At 48.2% G+C, this 16,271-nt stretch carries 12 protein-coding genes; all 12 read right to left on the minus strand.

Annotated features, from left to right (window positions below; translation table 11 throughout):
- Positions 1-482 precede the first annotated feature (482 nt).
- The 12 genes from cas6f to pglZ all read right to left on the minus strand — a co-directional run bounded on the left by cas6f (position 483) and on the right by pglZ (position 16,249).
- Positions 483-1,091, minus strand: coding sequence for a type I-F CRISPR-associated endoribonuclease Cas6/Csy4 (gene cas6f, locus HZS80_RS09625; protein ID WP_083024037.1), 609 nt, complete (start codon positions 1,089-1,091; stop codon positions 483-485).
- A complete protein-coding gene (csy3, locus tag HZS80_RS09630) occupies positions 1,088-2,137 on the minus strand; it encodes a type I-F CRISPR-associated protein Csy3 (RefSeq protein ID WP_083024038.1) in 1,050 nt (349 codons plus the stop codon). The genes cas6f and csy3 overlap by 4 nt, the downstream gene beginning before the upstream one ends.
- Before the next feature lie 10 nt (positions 2,138-2,147).
- Complete coding sequence (locus HZS80_RS09635) at positions 2,148-4,208, minus strand: hypothetical protein (protein WP_179915939.1); 2,061 nt, start codon at positions 4,206-4,208, stop codon at positions 2,148-2,150.
- Between the two features lie 4 nt (positions 4,209-4,212).
- Positions 4,213-5,451, minus strand: coding sequence for a TniQ family protein (locus HZS80_RS09640; protein ID WP_083024041.1), 1,239 nt, complete (start codon positions 5,449-5,451; stop codon positions 4,213-4,215).
- A gap of 221 nt (positions 5,452-5,672) precedes the next feature.
- Positions 5,673-6,896: a DUF4236 domain-containing protein gene (locus tag HZS80_RS09645; protein ID WP_083024043.1), complete on the minus strand. Its 1,224-nt coding sequence runs from the start codon at positions 6,894-6,896 to the stop codon at positions 5,673-5,675.
- 28 nt (positions 6,897-6,924) lie between these two features.
- Complete coding sequence (locus HZS80_RS09650) at positions 6,925-7,446, minus strand: hypothetical protein (protein WP_083024045.1); 522 nt, start codon at positions 7,444-7,446, stop codon at positions 6,925-6,927.
- A gap of 343 nt (positions 7,447-7,789) precedes the next feature.
- Positions 7,790-8,644: a hypothetical protein gene (locus HZS80_RS09655; protein ID WP_083024047.1), complete on the minus strand. Its 855-nt coding sequence runs from the start codon at positions 8,642-8,644 to the stop codon at positions 7,790-7,792.
- A gap of 157 nt (positions 8,645-8,801) precedes the next feature.
- Positions 8,802-10,595: an AAA family ATPase gene (locus HZS80_RS09660; protein ID WP_179915940.1), complete on the minus strand. Its 1,794-nt coding sequence runs from the start codon at positions 10,593-10,595 to the stop codon at positions 8,802-8,804.
- Positions 10,596-10,846: 251 nt separating this feature from the next.
- Positions 10,847-11,170 (minus strand): hypothetical protein, encoded by a 324-nt coding sequence (locus HZS80_RS09665; RefSeq protein ID WP_179915941.1) that lies wholly within the window; start codon positions 11,168-11,170, stop codon positions 10,847-10,849.
- A gap of 58 nt (positions 11,171-11,228) precedes the next feature.
- Positions 11,229-11,411 carry a hypothetical protein gene (locus HZS80_RS09670; RefSeq protein ID WP_179915942.1) on the minus strand — a complete coding sequence of 61 codons (183 nt, stop codon included), beginning with the start codon at positions 11,409-11,411 and terminating at the stop codon, positions 11,229-11,231.
- 62 nt (positions 11,412-11,473) lie between these two features.
- The gene (gene brxL, locus HZS80_RS09675; protein ID WP_179915943.1) at positions 11,474-13,546 is read right to left on the minus strand and encodes a protease Lon-related BREX system protein BrxL; all 2,073 of its coding nucleotides are present in this window, start codon (positions 13,544-13,546) and stop codon (positions 11,474-11,476) included.
- Between the two features lie 72 nt (positions 13,547-13,618).
- Positions 13,619-16,249, minus strand: coding sequence for a BREX-1 system phosphatase PglZ type A (pglZ, locus tag HZS80_RS09680; RefSeq protein ID WP_179915944.1), 2,631 nt, complete (start codon positions 16,247-16,249; stop codon positions 13,619-13,621).
- Positions 16,250-16,271 lie beyond the last annotated feature (22 nt).

Below are 16,271 nucleotides of genomic sequence, written 5' to 3' on the forward strand. Positions count from 1 at the left end.
CCCCGGCTGGTGCTCTAAGAGCAAACCAACTCATCTTCAGAAATAGCCTTCACCTAGCACCACAAAAAACCCTCCAAGAAATCTTGGAGGGTTTAGAACTATTGCTGCCTTGCGGCGGTGTGTATCATTACCGTTGCTGTCTTCCAGTCCTAATATCAGCTGCCTATTCGGCGGTTCACGGAAGCGCCACGATCACCAAGCTCAATCCTGATTTTTCAGCTGCCTATTCGGCGGTTCACCACCAGCTCAGCATGAACGAGATACACTTTTCTTTTTCAGCTGCCTATTCGGCGGTTCACCTGCGCGAGTTTCGCGGGGCAAGCGTGCTGCTTTTTTCAGCTGCCTATTCGGCGGTTCACTAGACCTAGCTAGCAGTATGAATATAGGCATCAACAAGATAAGTACAAAATACTAAAAATACCCTTTTTGGCGTATCTTAATTAAGCCATTGAAAAATATAACAATATATATTCTGAAAATATTTAGGTAATCTGCTTAAGATTTGGCACAGAGCCAGAGTGTATCTGTTTTGTAGCCAATCCGTAGCTATTGTAGCTATCGCACGGGCTTTCTTGACCAAGCGCCTCATACTGCACATACAGCGGGAATCGTTGGCCTGACGATCGGCTATCAATAGGAATTACGTGGCAGTGATCAACGAAGCGATCTGATACGGAACTGCTAGGCATGAACGTCTCGCCGCGTTTTTCCGCCCGCTTTTTGCTGCGGACCAGTCTTCTCTTAATTTCACCTGGGAAAGATTTAGCAACATGCTGGTTTCTAATAAATCTCACTTCTTCTGATATGGCTGGAACCATTTTGATATCACTAACCTCAATAAATCCTTCGTTCGCCATATTCTTAAAATACCGCACTGATGATAAGTAAGACAAACCATTAATATCTTTACTCACAAAAGCGATTGAGTCCCCTACTGAGTCCGTAGCCCATGATGGAAACGAAACACCAATGCCCGAACTTTTTATCTTAGAGCCGCTCATAAGACCATGTAAGCAAGCAATACATCTACCTGCTAAAAATGCATGATTTGCTGAAGGCATTAAATATCTTATATAAAAAAAGTATCTCATTTCTCACCTTTCTTTATTCCTTTTTGGAACATACCACCTTTCACTAGCACTGACATTACGTAGTGAGCATTGGAACTGACTTGCCGAGTTTTACTCATCTCCTCCGTGAGTCTTATAATTTCGTTCAACAGCGAGTAAAAATCTTTTTTCGTAACCGGCTCACGCATAGCTAAAACCCGACTACGATCTGCACCGTATTCACTCACCCTTAAAGGGTATTCAGCACCTTCATCTAGCCACCAGTCATCAATTTTTTGAATTGCTGCTCCAACTTTATAAGCACCAAAGCTAACTGCTTGACGACCATCGCTCATTGTGCTTTTCATAAACTGCCTCGCCGCACTTCCGTTGCCTCTATCATCTTTCTCAACAAATAATTGACTGGGAAAGATTTCTTGGCAAAATTCTGTTTTAATTTTTGCAGTTACATCAGCAAAAAGAAATTTTTGTGGGCAAGATAGTGCTTCTTCAAACTCCGCTGCTAGTCCTTCTAATGATTTAAGGTCATCACCTTCCCAAGAAGAACCCCATTCTTTGTACTGTACGTCTTTAACACAGTAGTTTTTTAAATTTGAGGTAAAGACCTCAACAACTATTCCTCTTGCAACTTTATTTCTCCAAAGCCACTCAGCTGAAAGAATATTTTTAGCATATCGGGTTGCTAACTCATGGTATCCTCCCAAACTTCTATATGCATCAGAAAGCTCTCTCAATGCTTTTCTTGCTTCTCTATTATCACAGATATTTGGTTCTAGGCTGTTTGCAATGATGCGTAACGAAAAACGACAATACACCGTATCAACTAACGGTGGTACATAACATGTTTCAAGCATAATAGGATTAGAAAAGCCCAAGTCGCTCGTTTCTTTAGCACGCGCAGTCCCGGATGCCATATAGCCATCGCTAAACGTTGCCTTGAGGCCACGAAACCGCGTCACTTCCGCTTGCAACGGCTCAAATTCGCTCGAATCTGTCCGGTAATAAAAAACCGCCTTGCCCGGATTGAGAGAGCGCTCATAGCTAAGATGTCTGAAGGAGTTCATCATGCCGACCTGCCTATGCTTTTTTCATCAGCATAGTCAAGTTCTGGATTTTCAACCTCCAAAAAGCGTTTTTAATAAAATACGCTTTACCATTGAGCCTTAAGCTTGCCGGTGACAACGTCTCTGTTAGACCTACCAAAGGCTCAGCATAAGCATGGAGCTCCCTGTGCGAACCAGACCGATAGCAAGGGCCTTCAAGCAACTGATAACCACTCGTAGCAGGTAAATGATTGGGATGCTTGGACAACCATGCCACCAAGCTTTCGATGCTTTGCACCTGTTTTTCTGAGTCGATAATCCAACGACCTTCGTCCGGCAGAAGCGATATTGCTGCCAATAAACTGTTCGCATCTGCGTATACTTGGCACCACTGCAACTCTTCATGAAGTGGCGGGGGCTGCATAGCCCCCCCTGCAAACCTACCAGGGAACGCAGACTGAAGCATAGTCAATTCGTCATTTCCCAGCGGGGTATCGCCTCCATCCTCTAGTCGATAGCGAATAACTAAATCCATGCGCAAATCGCAAAAGCGCATATCAATAAGACCTGGCCGCTTGGGAGCCTCACCTGGCTTCATTGGAGGCAGATAAGGGGCAGGTATCTTGGCACCCGAGGAGGACTCATACTGCCGCAAAAACCAGGCAACTCCTTCAAAGACAATGTTCCGTTTAAGGATGTTTCGTAAACGCAGCTGGTAGTTATAGACGGTTCCCCATACTGCCAGCAGTGAAGGCAAACCCACCAGATAGGGGCAAGATAGCGCCTGCGCATCGAATACATGTAGGTTTTTTAAGTGAAGGTAATGATATGGCTCTTCAGCCATGGTTTCATCTTCTTTGATTTTCATCCCAATCAACAAGGACTTAAGCTGAGCCTTGAAAGGAATTAATAGCTCTGGATGATAAGCAAAGCTTTGCGTTTGGGGATACCTCACCAAAATACTGTGCAATTCTTTATTAACCTCAGGTAGTATTTCAAGTAAATCCTCGTCAAGAGCAGAAATCAAAAAGAATGCAGTGCTGTTTTCCCGGTCTGAAGGTACCTCCCCTCCTACATTTCGCCAATAGCTAACTGGGGATAGCCATTCAGATAAAGACTGCCTCAGCAACTTAATAGCAGAACGCCTATGATCTCGCCTCTTCTTTCCGATCAACAAGCTTTTATTTTCAACAATATCATTACATGCCAGGATAAACGACTTACTTCTTAAAGAACTGTGATGGAAGTCTACAAAAAATATTCCAGAAGACCTGTCATTTTCTTTATTTTTACTACAGGCTAATAATCTAGGGGAGTAACTAAGAGCAGAAATATTACCTCCAAGTGAGGATGCTAAATCTCCAACACTTGAAGAGTGCCAATGTTTTATTGTTGAAAAATCCCCACATTTATTACGTCGAGCAATTTGAATGTCGGCCAGTAATGAATGTGATGTGACAGGTGTAATACTGACATCCTTTCCTTGATAAAGAAAGGTAACTTGCACTGAATGCCTATCCACATAAGAGGGTAATAAATTTTTAGTGAAATAATTATCGAAAAGCGACTGAAGGTAAGCCCATTGACCATCAGACATACCAAGTTTCATGAATTCTTTCCGCCATTGCTTGTCATTATCTAAAACAATAGTGGCCAAACAGTAAACTACACCCTTAAATATAAAATTAGTTCCAAAAAGCTTTGCTTTATTCACAGCTGCTGAGTTGTGTGACCAGCCCAAACGACTCACGCTATTAAATGAAGAAATGACACTGCTTGAGGGCTTCTCAGCTTTTACTAAAATTCTTTGCTGTGCGACACGTGCATCAGGATGCTTTAAGTTATGTGAGTGCAGCCACTGTACTTCCTGCGCACAGCTTTCTATATGTTGCCAATCTTTGAGTATTTCAATGGCTCTTTTTTTATTCAACAAATCGGTTGCAAACTGACGCTTATGTGATAAGTTAAGCAGTGCTAGAATAGCGACGCTAACATTTTCAGAAACTTCTAGCAGCGGCGTGTAGGGAGCGAAGGCTTTACGAATTTCTTCTGAGCGGCTTGGCTCATCGAGTTCCACCAATGTATTCAAAGACATGACGTTACCACGCGGGTAAATAGTTATTGTAAGCGCCTGTCTCAATCGGCATCCGTGATTGACGCAACTCTATGATTTCTCTTAAATAAAACACCCCTATGCCGTTCACTAGCTTTTCATGTGATTTCAATCTGACCGCGCATTTGAGATACCCCTCCTCATAAAGTCGATACGCTTGCTCATACGACGTGCCAAGTAAAATCGCGGCTTCCGGCATACTGATAAGCAGATCTGCGACGTTTGTCACACGTGTTTGCGGATTCTGATCAACCAATCGTGCTAAAAAATTCTCCAATGGCGCTAAGACGAAATCACTTTCTGGATAAGGCTTTAAAAGGAGACGAGAGATACTGACAATATGGCCAAAAATATCGTGAAATGAAGTTTTATTATAATCACATATCAACTTATCACCTGAGAGCGCAGCTTGTTCTTCTAGTTCCTCTGCGAACACTTCAGGCCAATGCATGAAATACTCTATGGCTTGTTCAATCGTACGAGTGGAAACCTGATCGCTGGCGTCTAACGTTTTATGTATGTATAGCTGGTACCACAGTAGACACGCTAGGCGCAAACTGACTGAGCGGATGTCTAGCAGAGGATGCCTTAAAGGCGAATGCTCACCCACTACTAGGCGGCTAGCGATAAGCTGCCATTCGTCTGCTGGCTCCGTGTTAGCATTTCGAAGATCAAATCCGCAGCGGCAAGTATGCAAACATTCAGAATGGGTGTAATTTAATTTCTCTTCGCATTTTGGACACTCATGTAACATCTGTTTGCCATGATTAATACAAGCTTCGTAGGGCATCCAGTGCCATTCTTGCCGGATGTAGTTGGCTTCAGTGAGGCAATCCGGGCAGACAGGTATCCCTTTATGGCGAACTAGCGCTCTGGGTACATGGCTACCTGCATAAAACACGCTACTGTAGCGTGAACAAAATTTCTCGCTGGAATGCATGACTGCCAAGTGCAGTAGCGGAAGTTTTTCATTATCTGTTAGCGACTCCACGAGCTTGAGCGCCCTGATGCGTCGACTACTACTCTGAGCCGCGTGATAAACATTCAAACGGCTTAACTCTTCTGGGAACGCCCCTGCCGCTTCATGATCATGCAGTTGCAGCCAGTCTTTTATCGCTCGACTAAGCTGCTGATAGTATTCAAAGAAATTTTCTTGCGATAGACGGAGCATGTAGCTCTCAAGTGACTCGTTAATGAACGGTCTTGGGCGGACAAGCAATTTCATGGCAACCACCTGCTAAGATATCCTTATCAAACGTATAGCAGCTATCCACCATAAAGCATAAATTTTTCTAAAAAATATTGGCTTATGGAGCTCATCGCGCCTTCTCAATGATCAAAGGCTGTAATGTCATCGCCGCTCACGCCTAACCGTTGTCACTACCATCGAATGAGCACACCTGGTCAAACAACACAAAAGCCTTGGGCTTATGCCTAGGCTAGAGATTAGATGAGCTTAAACGGCTCAATGTCTCGAAAAATGCCCGTTTTGGTCATGTCACGGCGCAGCGTAAACGCTTCTACGGCTGCGACGGGGTCGACCTGTTTCAGCTGATCGAAGTGGATACGGTTCCACTGTTCTCGGGTGACCTTGATACTGTAAAGATACTGATCCCGCGTACCGCCAGTGGCGGGATCAACGACCTGTCGATACCCAGACACTCGCGCTTCTTGAACGTGCGGCAACCGCACAAATACGGCCCCCAGAACACGAAAGGCAATGCCGTGAACGTGGTCGCGGTATAGCGTCCGTTGTCGTGTGGCACTGAGCGATTTTGGGGTAAGCTTGAGTGCTTTAACAGGCATCGTCCATTCTCGATCCGGCATCTCATCGTCAGATGGCAGGTCAATATCCAGTGCTATCGTGGTGTCGTCGCTGCCTAGATCAAAATCGATCACCGTCTCCCGGGGCCAGTCGATCTCCTCCAGTCGCTCTTGAAGCGTGAGTGTCATGTCATCGCGCTGCCTCAGCACACCCTGCTCTTCGCGCTGCTGCCGAGCAAACTCAGCAGCCTCAAAATCGGCTTTGCGATGCTCCCAGGCACGGTAGTCATCATTAAACTGGGCCTGATGACGTGCGTTATCGGCGTCATGTTGACGGCGTACCGATGGCCACAGCGCTTTCCACCATGGAAGAGACACAGACTTAGGCGGTTTAGGTGGACGCTCAGCAAAATGGCGTGGTGCGTAGCCACGGGATTGAGGGGAAGGTGTATCGAGGTGCAGCCGGCCTAGGCGAATAATATCCGCGTTTAATTCATCGCAGAGTGTTTTGAGCTGTGCACGGATATCGTCGTTTGCATGACGACGTAGCCAGCGCACGTCCTTGTCGTCGAGGGGGGAGCCATCTTCAAGTAGGTAGCGGACGTTGCCGTCTTGATTAACCGATAGCCGTAGCCCCAGAGACTCGCCTTGCCTGATGCGCTCTTCCAGCGTTGCATGGGTCGAAGGGGTTGCCACCTGCTTTTGTCTTGAGGCCTGGGAAGAACGGGAAAGCTTCGTTCGATAGGCAAGCCCTGTCCCAGGGATCCCAGCATGTGCATGCGCACCTCGTGGCCCCATGCTCACACTCGCACCGCGTGGGCCGACAGAGAGCCCCACGCCACGCTTGCTGATATTCAATCGCACGCCGGGCGCAAGGGAAATGCGGCGCTGGAAGCGAAAAGCCATCGGAACTCCTTGAAGATGGGATTTTACATCATTGATTCACGCGCCGTTGGTCACGTTGACCCACTACACAGTACCAGCGTGCTTCTTCCTCTTGCCGCCGTTTAATCGCCGCCTGCATCGCCTCTTCTGAGGTCGCATAGCGAGTGCGAGACGTACCGTAACTGAACTGCGCACTGCATTTTTTGCGTGAGCCGTCTGGCATCAGCTCATACCAAGCCGCCACCCAAAGTGTTGTTCCAGTGGGGCGTTCGTAGTGATAAACGCCCGTTATCGGGCCAGCGGGCTGTTCACGATGTCGCGCGACGGAGCGTGCATCCACTAGCAACAGCTCTTTCCAGCGACGTGCGCCCCAAACCTCCCTGCCCCGCTGGTCTCGATAAGCAATGCACCGCTCAAAGGTGTCGTACTCATTGGCTAAGCGGGGAATCGACTTGGTTTCGGGTTTCCCCGATGGGCGCGGCACACGCACAATGGGGTTACTGTGGCTTTGTGGCCAAGATACGTATTTGGTGCTTTCCCATAGCTGGGGTAGCGATAACGGCGCTCTCATTGATGGACGTTACTCATGGACAATTCACTACACATCTCAGCGAAAACATTTCTCTGATCTACCGCTTAGCTCGCTAGCGTTCCTTGTTCGTTCCTACAGCTTTTGAACACTACTAGGAAATATACAAACTGTGTGCCGAAACTCTCTCTAGCCTGCTCATAGGTTGCTACACGTGCTTGCATATTTCAAAGCAAGCAAATTTTAGCTTTTGGCACCAACAAACAGCTGTTTTTAACGTCAACTATCGGCCAAAAGCTGACGTTGAGGAGATGCTGATACAACGCTCAAAATAGCGACGCATTTATGCGAACGACTGCTTTTGATTGTTATGTGAACCTTCATTTTATTCCTCAGCTTCGGGTTTAGTAGCCCTACCAGGAATCAATCTAATCTGATTGTTGTACCCACATTCAGAACAGCCTTCGTTTAGCGTTTGCCCAAACTTAAGCTTGTCTACAAATCTAGCTGGAATTTCTATTGAGTTGCCGCAATCAGCACAAGTTGTGATGAGAAGCCTTCTGATATGAAATATCTCCCCATCTTCAACACTAAAGTAATAGCTTTCGGGGCAATCTGGATTTAAGCACACTACCATTTCCCCATGCTTTATTAGTTTCGCTCTCTTTTTCAGCTTCGTGTCGCATCCAATGCAGTTAAAGTAGTATTCTTCGCCAAATCCACTGCTAAGAAGGTTTCCATCTAAAATTTTCTTAAATTCATTTAAAGATTCAGCTATTTTACCTTTGACTTTTTCTGAATTTCGGTAAATTTCGATCTCTTCTCCCTTCGCATGTGGTAGGGATACGTGTAGAGATGTATTCGATAGCGCATTCCAAAGTTTTCCGAGCTTTCCCAAATCTAGCGCTGCTTGTGAGCCAATACTAACATATTCGACAGACTCATAGTCTTCACATGTAACTGGCGGATTGTCCTGATTGGTTGGAGATTTTGATATAAACATTGTAAACCCTTCTGTCACTTGCTCATTGCCTTCCTCTGCAACTTGCTTAACGACATGATGCGGTTGCCACTTTCTTAGTAAGTCGTGAGGGATATACTCATATGATATTGCAAATCTTTCGTAACAAATCGCTTCTATCGTTAATCGGCACTCTAACGCGGCGTATACGATAGAAGTCCTCGAATCTTCATCGAGAAGTTTAGATATTATTTCTATTCGTTTTGAGATATCTATCATCTAGCACCTGAACACCCGATTAGCCTAAATGGCTTACATAACGCCCGACTCAGGCCCAACTAGCCAGAGCGGGATTTGTGCCAAAATTGGCGCTCGTGCCATAGACACAAATGGCACGGAGGTTGGTTTTCACTTAGAGCCGTTTTTTACGCTCAGATTAAAGTGCGTTAATTTGAGATATAATTTCCTTAAAATCCTGATGTATTTCTGATGAAAACATATTATCAACAACATCATACTTACTTATTTTATACTTTACCACAAGGCAATCCTTTCCCTCAGTCAAGAGTGATTTTGACGAGAAATCTTGTAAACCAGGTAAAATTTCAGTTGTCGTAAATGCACTCAAGTCAATGCCAAATGCCCTTGCATCTTCAATTACAAATTTTTCCTCTACTTTGGCTGCTCTAGCAATAGCACTTGAGGATAGTAAATAGGTTTCAATATAACGATACCTCCAAGTTCTCGCTGCCAGGCCATCTTTATCGCAACCTTTATTACTCTTATCTACAAGCCTTTGGGTTACAGTATTAAAATCTTGATTATCTCTATCCCTAAGACTTAATCCTTTCAAACCACTAATTTCTCTTTTTAATTGGTTAAACAAATGCTGTCTTTCCGTGTGCTTACCAGGCCATAGCCAAAAAACTATATCCTCTGAAATAGGAGTCCCTAATATATTTGCGATCCTTTTCAACGAATCTGAGTCAGAACTATTTTCTACAAAAACAACCTTTTTTGTACGCTGAAGCCGATGCAGCTGTGGAGAAAACTCAGAACCAAGCCCCGTTATTAGAGCGATCTTTTGGAAATTTTGCTTAAGCAAATTAACTTTGCCATTCTCAAAGTGGAGAATTCTCTCTGGGGGCTGCGAAGCAATTAGTTCCGTGGAGTGAGTGGCAAACAAAATTTGCTTATCATATTTGCTTGCAAGAATATTTAGCTCTTTTAAAAGATCAAACTGTAATGAAGGGTGCAAATGCGCGTCAGGTTCATCTAGGGAAATAACATGGTACAAAGGATCAAGGGCAAGTGATAAAACATTCAGCAGCTGCAAAAACCCACTACCTTCAACCATTATGTCTCGACGATTAAACCCAGTGTGCTTTGTGAATTTAGTTTTATTTTTGTTGTAGCTACCCTTCCAATATTCAGCTTTTATAGAGCTGTGATAATCTTCATTAAAATCATGAACTACAAGTTCAACCTGAAACAACTCTCTCATTACTTCAAGAAGATGCTCCCATCTATCATTCTTTCTCAAATCTTCCAGATCTTGCTTAGGAATTCGATCTAAGTCTCCTTTTAGGCGCTCTCTTTCTTTTTGATTTTCTTTGTATAGTTCGAGCAACGTATTTCTCATCACCGAGCCACTTAGCCCTTGGCCAATCAACCTAGCTCTCATAGCTTTAGTGTGATATGGCTCACGGTTAAGAATGCCAGCAAAGGGTGGGATGTAAGCGACTTTCGGCAGTAGCTCTGATTGTGTAATGTTAGACCTTGTAGTCTTAATAAATAGCCTTTCATTAGCCAATGACAAAGAAAATCTTAAGTAGCGGTCGCTATTCAGCGTTTCATTTTTCCACTTAACTTCTAACCAAAGTGTATACCCATCAGGTTCTTTATTTCCGCTACTATCAGCTTCGGGAGCAATTCGCAAATTTGTCCACAGGTGTTTCAAGGACGGTATATTAAGAGGGAGAAAATCCTCACCATTAACTCCGACACCTTGTTTCTTTCCAATATGTTCATTTAGCAAGCCGTCTAAACCTTGCTCTAGCTGAATTATTGATTTACAAAACTCCCATAAAGCGAAGGCTTGCATAAATGTTGACTTACCCGAATTATTCGAGCCTGCCAAAAGGCAGAAACCGTCAGGAGCTTCTATTGTTTTTTCTCTATAGCGTTTGAATCTATGTAATTCAATTTCTTTAATAGATATTTTTTCCAAAACTCACCTTACTCCTAGATGTTAATGCCTGACAGAGGAATGTAACAGTGATTATTCCCCCTTTCATTTACGACTTATCCCATCAAAATCAAAAGAAAAAAATATAAATAAGCAGCATAACATCGATTATCGTGCTGACTGCTTAATACGATTGCATCAGCATGCCGCTTTCGCCGAGAGAGCCGCTCAGGGTCGAAATCTGCCTTAAGCAGCCCTCTGTAGCCAGTCCAAAAGCGAAGCAAAACCACTTATCAAGATTTATGATCACCAAAATAGTCATCCGTCGCCACTAGCCCCAGGCGGTCATCTGTATTGAAGGCCTGATCTCTGTCGCTATCTTCGCTGAACAAATTTTGCACGCGGCGTTCTTGTTTGAAGTAAGCCAACGTGCTGAAAAAACAGCTTTCGCACAGGTGAACTTCATAGCGCTCACCGTCGTGCTGAGAGCCATAGCCCCAATGTGCTTTGAGGGTGGCGTACTCAAGATTTTCATCTGCTACCCGTGTTGTGGTTAGGCAGACATCGCACACCACATCGGTGACGGCTTCGACTTCTACTTTTTCAGTCACTTTCATTGCTATACTCCTCGCCTACCGACCATGTGCTCACTAACATGGCATGTGCAATACGTGCCTATCTCGGCGGATGCTCATCACCTGTGCGGGTGGCTGGAATAGGCTCTTCCATCTGCATAGCCTCCCAGTCCTCAATGCCTACAGGCTCAAATGGCTTCTCATATTTGCCAACCGAGCCCTTAAGCCGCTGCAGAGGGCCGCCGTTTGCTTCTACATCACTGAGCTCATTAGATTTTTCCATCTAAGTGCCTCCTGTAATGCGTGCGAGGGCATGAATACATCATCGCAATAGACTCATTAACCTTAATCCACCCCAAGCGCTTTGACCACTGCATCAATCGGTTCGGCATAGAAGCTGGTTTGGAACTTGGTGAACAGCTCTCCGGGGATGGTGGGAATATCCATGGCGCTGCTCATGGGTAGGGTGACGCGCTTGCCACCGGCATCAAAAGCAACCTGCAGGCATTCCGCTAGGCTTTCGACAGGCTTTAGGCTGCCCCCTAGGCTCATATCGCCCAGCACCACCATTTGGCTTTGGGTAGGTTTACCTACCAGGCCAGAGGAGAACGCGACCAAGCTGGCGAGAGAGAGGTCACGCAAAACACCGCTATTTTGCAGATCGACCACATGCAGGTGGAAATCATGCTCCAACACCTTACGGGCACCGCTGATGCGGCTGGCGTTGGCCTTGAAGTAATCAAAGGCCATTTTGACCTGCTCTTTGGCGGCGGTGGAGTTCCAGAGCCCTGACATGGCCAGCTTGCCGCTGCCTGCGGTTACCTGCATTTCGATGCGATAAACCCCCGGCATGCCTTTATCGCTGAGACCAATGGTATGCACCACGCCAGGCTTGCCCTGGCCTTCTGGAATCAGGCCGCCACCGCCCTGCTCTTTCACCGACACAAAGTGCTCTTCCAGCGTTTCTTTGTCGATATAGCTGAAATGAACATCGTAAAACTCCATGCCACCAATCTTTTTCAGCTGTTCTTTCACGCGGCGGCGTACCTGCATGGCGTATTCCAGGCAATCTCGTACATCGTCCTTCATATACTCCCCATGGGGGAACATCAGCTTCAGCAGGCCCGACACGGTTTTACGCACCGCAATCACGTCACGCTGGTTGAGGTTGTCACCCAACGAGAAGTAGCGATCAATGGCATCGGCGAAGCTGCGTTTTCGCATCTCACGGAAGAATTCAGCGAGGTAATCAACAATAAACCCATAGCGCTGAGTAAAGAACGAGGGCCGCATCTTGGGGATTTCCCAGCCGGGAATATAAGCATGGAAGCGATCAAAGAAGGCAGCATCAATCATGGCATCGGGAAATGGCGTCAACAGGTGGCTGGTTTTTACCAGCGACTCCACGCTTTGGTTGATGTTGCCCACAAACACCATCGAGGCTGAGGCCTCCATCTGCTCACGCCCACGGGCAAAGGAGCCAGAGGCCATGTAATCCTTCATGATCTGCACCCCATCCTTATCCTTGAACGAGATACCGGCCACTTCATCGAAGGCCACCAAATCCCACATGCCCACCAGGCCAATACGCCGCGAGCTCATATTGTAGAACAGGTTAGCCACCGTGGTTTGCCCACCAGAGACCAAAATGCTGTTGGGTGAGCACTCTTTGTAGATATGGCTTTTGCCGGTGCCCCGTGGCCCTAGCTCGCAGACGTTGTAGTTGTTCTCGACAAACGGAATCATCCTGGCCAGTAAGTGCCATTGAACGCTTTCGTCTAGCTCGGCAGGTTCCATACCAATCGAGCGAATCAGCACTTCACGCCATTGAGCATTGGTAAAGCCACGCCGCCCTTCAAACAGCTCGTCCATATTCATGTGGGGCATCTGAATTGGCTTGAGCAGGCTGACGCCAAACGGTGACGATGACTGACCCTCTTCATGAAAATAGCTGAGCGTGGCAATCACCCAAATACCGCCTACCAGCAGTTTCTCGTGCTCTTTGACAATGCCTGCGGAGATCTCGGCATCTTTGATGCCTAGGTTACTGAACGCCGCTTCATAGCGGTCTTTTTTCTCGTTCAGGCGCACCGTGACCCGATCAATCACCTTGAAACTGCCGCGCTCGCGCACGATGGATTTCACTTTCTCCGCTTCATCCGGGCGAACGTAGTTATCCGTCAGAATCGCTTTAACGTTTTCCAGCCCCTTAGCAATCACCTCCGCATCGTCTGAGGCGCAGTACATACCCAACAGGTACTCCAGCACGTACACGGGCACGTTTGCGCCCTCTTTCACGCGCTGTGTGAGATCCTTACGCACCACGCGGCCCGCAAATTGCGTGTTGAGCAGCGTATCCAGATCGGCATCCTGGAGGGCGTCAGTCACTTGCGTGGCGGAAGTTGAGTCAAAATCCATGTGGGCGGTCACTCCTGAACGACAATAAAAGCACAATGCACAAACATAAAAGCGTTCCCGCTGATGACTGGCCTAGAAAAAATCATCCGTAAACGCGAGATCAATCACCACCCGGTAGCGCTCCCGTTCGGTGCCCAAGTCTTTATCCCGCAGCACCAGGAAGTAGTCATTTTTGCGGTCGAATGACGTGCCCGATAGCGAGAGGCGCACCGACTTCATGCGCTCGTTCATATTGTCGCTTGCGCTATCGAAGGTCACGACCTCTTCACTGGAAACCACCTCGCTGCCCGCGTAAATCGCCACCGACAGCGTGACCGGGCGGAGGCGCTCGCTGACTGCTTCGGTTTGCAGCAGCTCAAAACGCTGAATGTTATTGACCATCTTCAGCGATGCCTTGGGTGAAATGACTTCCACCTTGCGACTGGTGCGCTTTTCCACCTTCTCACCCCGCAGCTGCTGCACGGTGAGCACCGGCACCACAATTTCCTGGGGCATAATGCCCCCATGTACAAAACGCGCCCCGCCCACAAAATGAAAACGGTGCGCGCCTTTGGGTATCCAGAACTGGGTGTCACAGGTGGTGCCTGCGGTATCGCGGGTATGGCCGTGCCACACACTGAGGTTATCGGGCAGCGATTCACCCAGCACATAGCGCTTTTTGCTTTTGAAGGCCGACGCTGGCTTTTCTGACAGCGCCGTGCGGTCGGTAGCATTCAAGGCGCTTCGCTGAAACAGGAAACCGTGGTCAGCGGTGACCAACACCGTGCTGGTATTCAGGTGCATGAGGATTTTACGGGTCAGCTGATCCAGCTCATCAATGGCATCCTCCACCGCCGCGAACGTCTCGCTTTCGGTGTTGGCGGCATCTCCACGGGCATCTACCACGTTGTGGTACACGTACATCAGCTGCACGCCTTTGATCTTTTCGCGCCCCTCTTCACGGCTCCAGCCTTTTACGTCCTCGGCGGTGACGGCTAACGCCTCCCCGCCGAGGGCGGCTTTGAGTAACTTGCTGCGGTTCGCCGTACCCTGAGTGGATTGGCCGTTCACCAACACCGTATCGCTGCCCGGCTGATAGCTGAGCTCTCGGTGCGGCAACAGCGAGGCCATCCCCAGGGTGGTGTAGCTGGGCACCACACCCAACTGGCTTTTTAACGTCGCTTCGCTGTAGCGCTTGGCATTAATGCGCTCGCGCAGCTCTTCCGCCGCTTCATAGCGGAAGGCATCGCTAATCACCACTACCACACGCTTTTGACGGCTAGCGCCTAGCTGGGGCTGCACCCAGTCCCGGTAGAAGTGTTGCTGGCTGGAAATGTTAGGTAGCTTCCAGTGGGTGAGCCGCTGTTCGGCTTCTACGCGCTCGCTCCAGTTACGGGTGAGCTGGCCCAGGAACCACTCGTCGTAACAGCGCTCAACGGCGGTATCCAGGTTTTTAAGCAGCTCAACGCCGGTGGTATCAGAGGCCACCGCGTAATGGCGATAGGCGGTATCAAAACGGTAGAGGTCTGTTTGGTAAGCGTGGTAGAGCGCCTCAACACTCTCGTAATGGAAGCCTTTGGCATGCTGATGACGCAGACTAAACAGCGCAATCGCCGCGGTAAGCGCGGCGTACAGCTGCCGGTAGCGCTCGCGGCGGACGTCGTTTTTATGCCGCGATGCCCAATAACCGTCCAGGCGCGCCACAATGATGCTGTCGAACAGCTTCAGGTCGCGGGCATCCGCCGTGGGAATCGCCTGGCAGAGATCGACAATGATCTGCTTCTCCACCACCTCAAACGTCGCCACATGGCTTAGCTGCTCTAACGGCACATCCTGCAGCTTGTCATCAATGCGCTGAGCATCCGCCACCCACCCGGAGATCACATCGAACGCGGGGTAAAAGCGCGAGCTATCTCGCCAACGGGTTAATAGCGCCCGAGAGGATGCACGCGCATTGACAGAGGGAATGGCCACCTGACGCGCCCAGTCAGGAATATCAGAAATGCTCTCGCAGTAGCCGGTAATCAGTAGCCGTAGCATCAGCTGGCCGAAGTTCAGCGACGCTTCACCGCTGAGCTCTGCTTGGGTGGCGGGATAGCCCACCTCGGCCTGTAAAGCACGCACAAGCGCAGGCACCAAGGCGTACTTCTCGGCCTCAACCAACGCCACTGGGTTGGCCTCTAACCCCAACTCGTGGGTTACCGCTTCTTCAGCCAGGTGGAACAGCAGCGTGGCCACGTCAAGAGACGTGGCCCCCACCACCACGGCCAGCATCGCTAGATCCAGTTCATCTTCACTGAGGGAAGGCGTGACCAAACGCTTCAACGCTTCGATTCGTTTACGACTGGCTAAGAACGCCTGCCGCTGCGCCAAGTGCTCGCGCAGTACATGGCGGGTTAGGCCCAGCTCGTTGAAAATCATCGAAACGCGGTCGGCGTAGAAGCGGCCAGAGTACAGCTTGATATCCAGCAGCCAGTCCTCTTCTGGGGCTGGCTCGGCAGAGGGAAAGTAGAGCAGCGTGGGCATTTCCGGCTCTTCCAGCTCCAGGCGAAGCTTGACACCCAGGGTAGACTCCCCCGCCATGTTGATCACTTGAACGCCTTCTAACGCAAGATCACTGAGCGAATCCACAAAATGGCCAGGGGCGTCGTACCAGAACACAATCCGATGGCGGTCGGTGAAGAAGGCGTGTTGTAAGCCCTGCTGGAGTTGTTCGAGCTGCACAGAGAATCCTATCTATACTGAA

This window comes from Vreelandella glaciei, from assembly GCF_013415125.1.
Lineage (GTDB): Bacteria > Pseudomonadota > Gammaproteobacteria > Pseudomonadales > Halomonadaceae > Vreelandella > Vreelandella glaciei.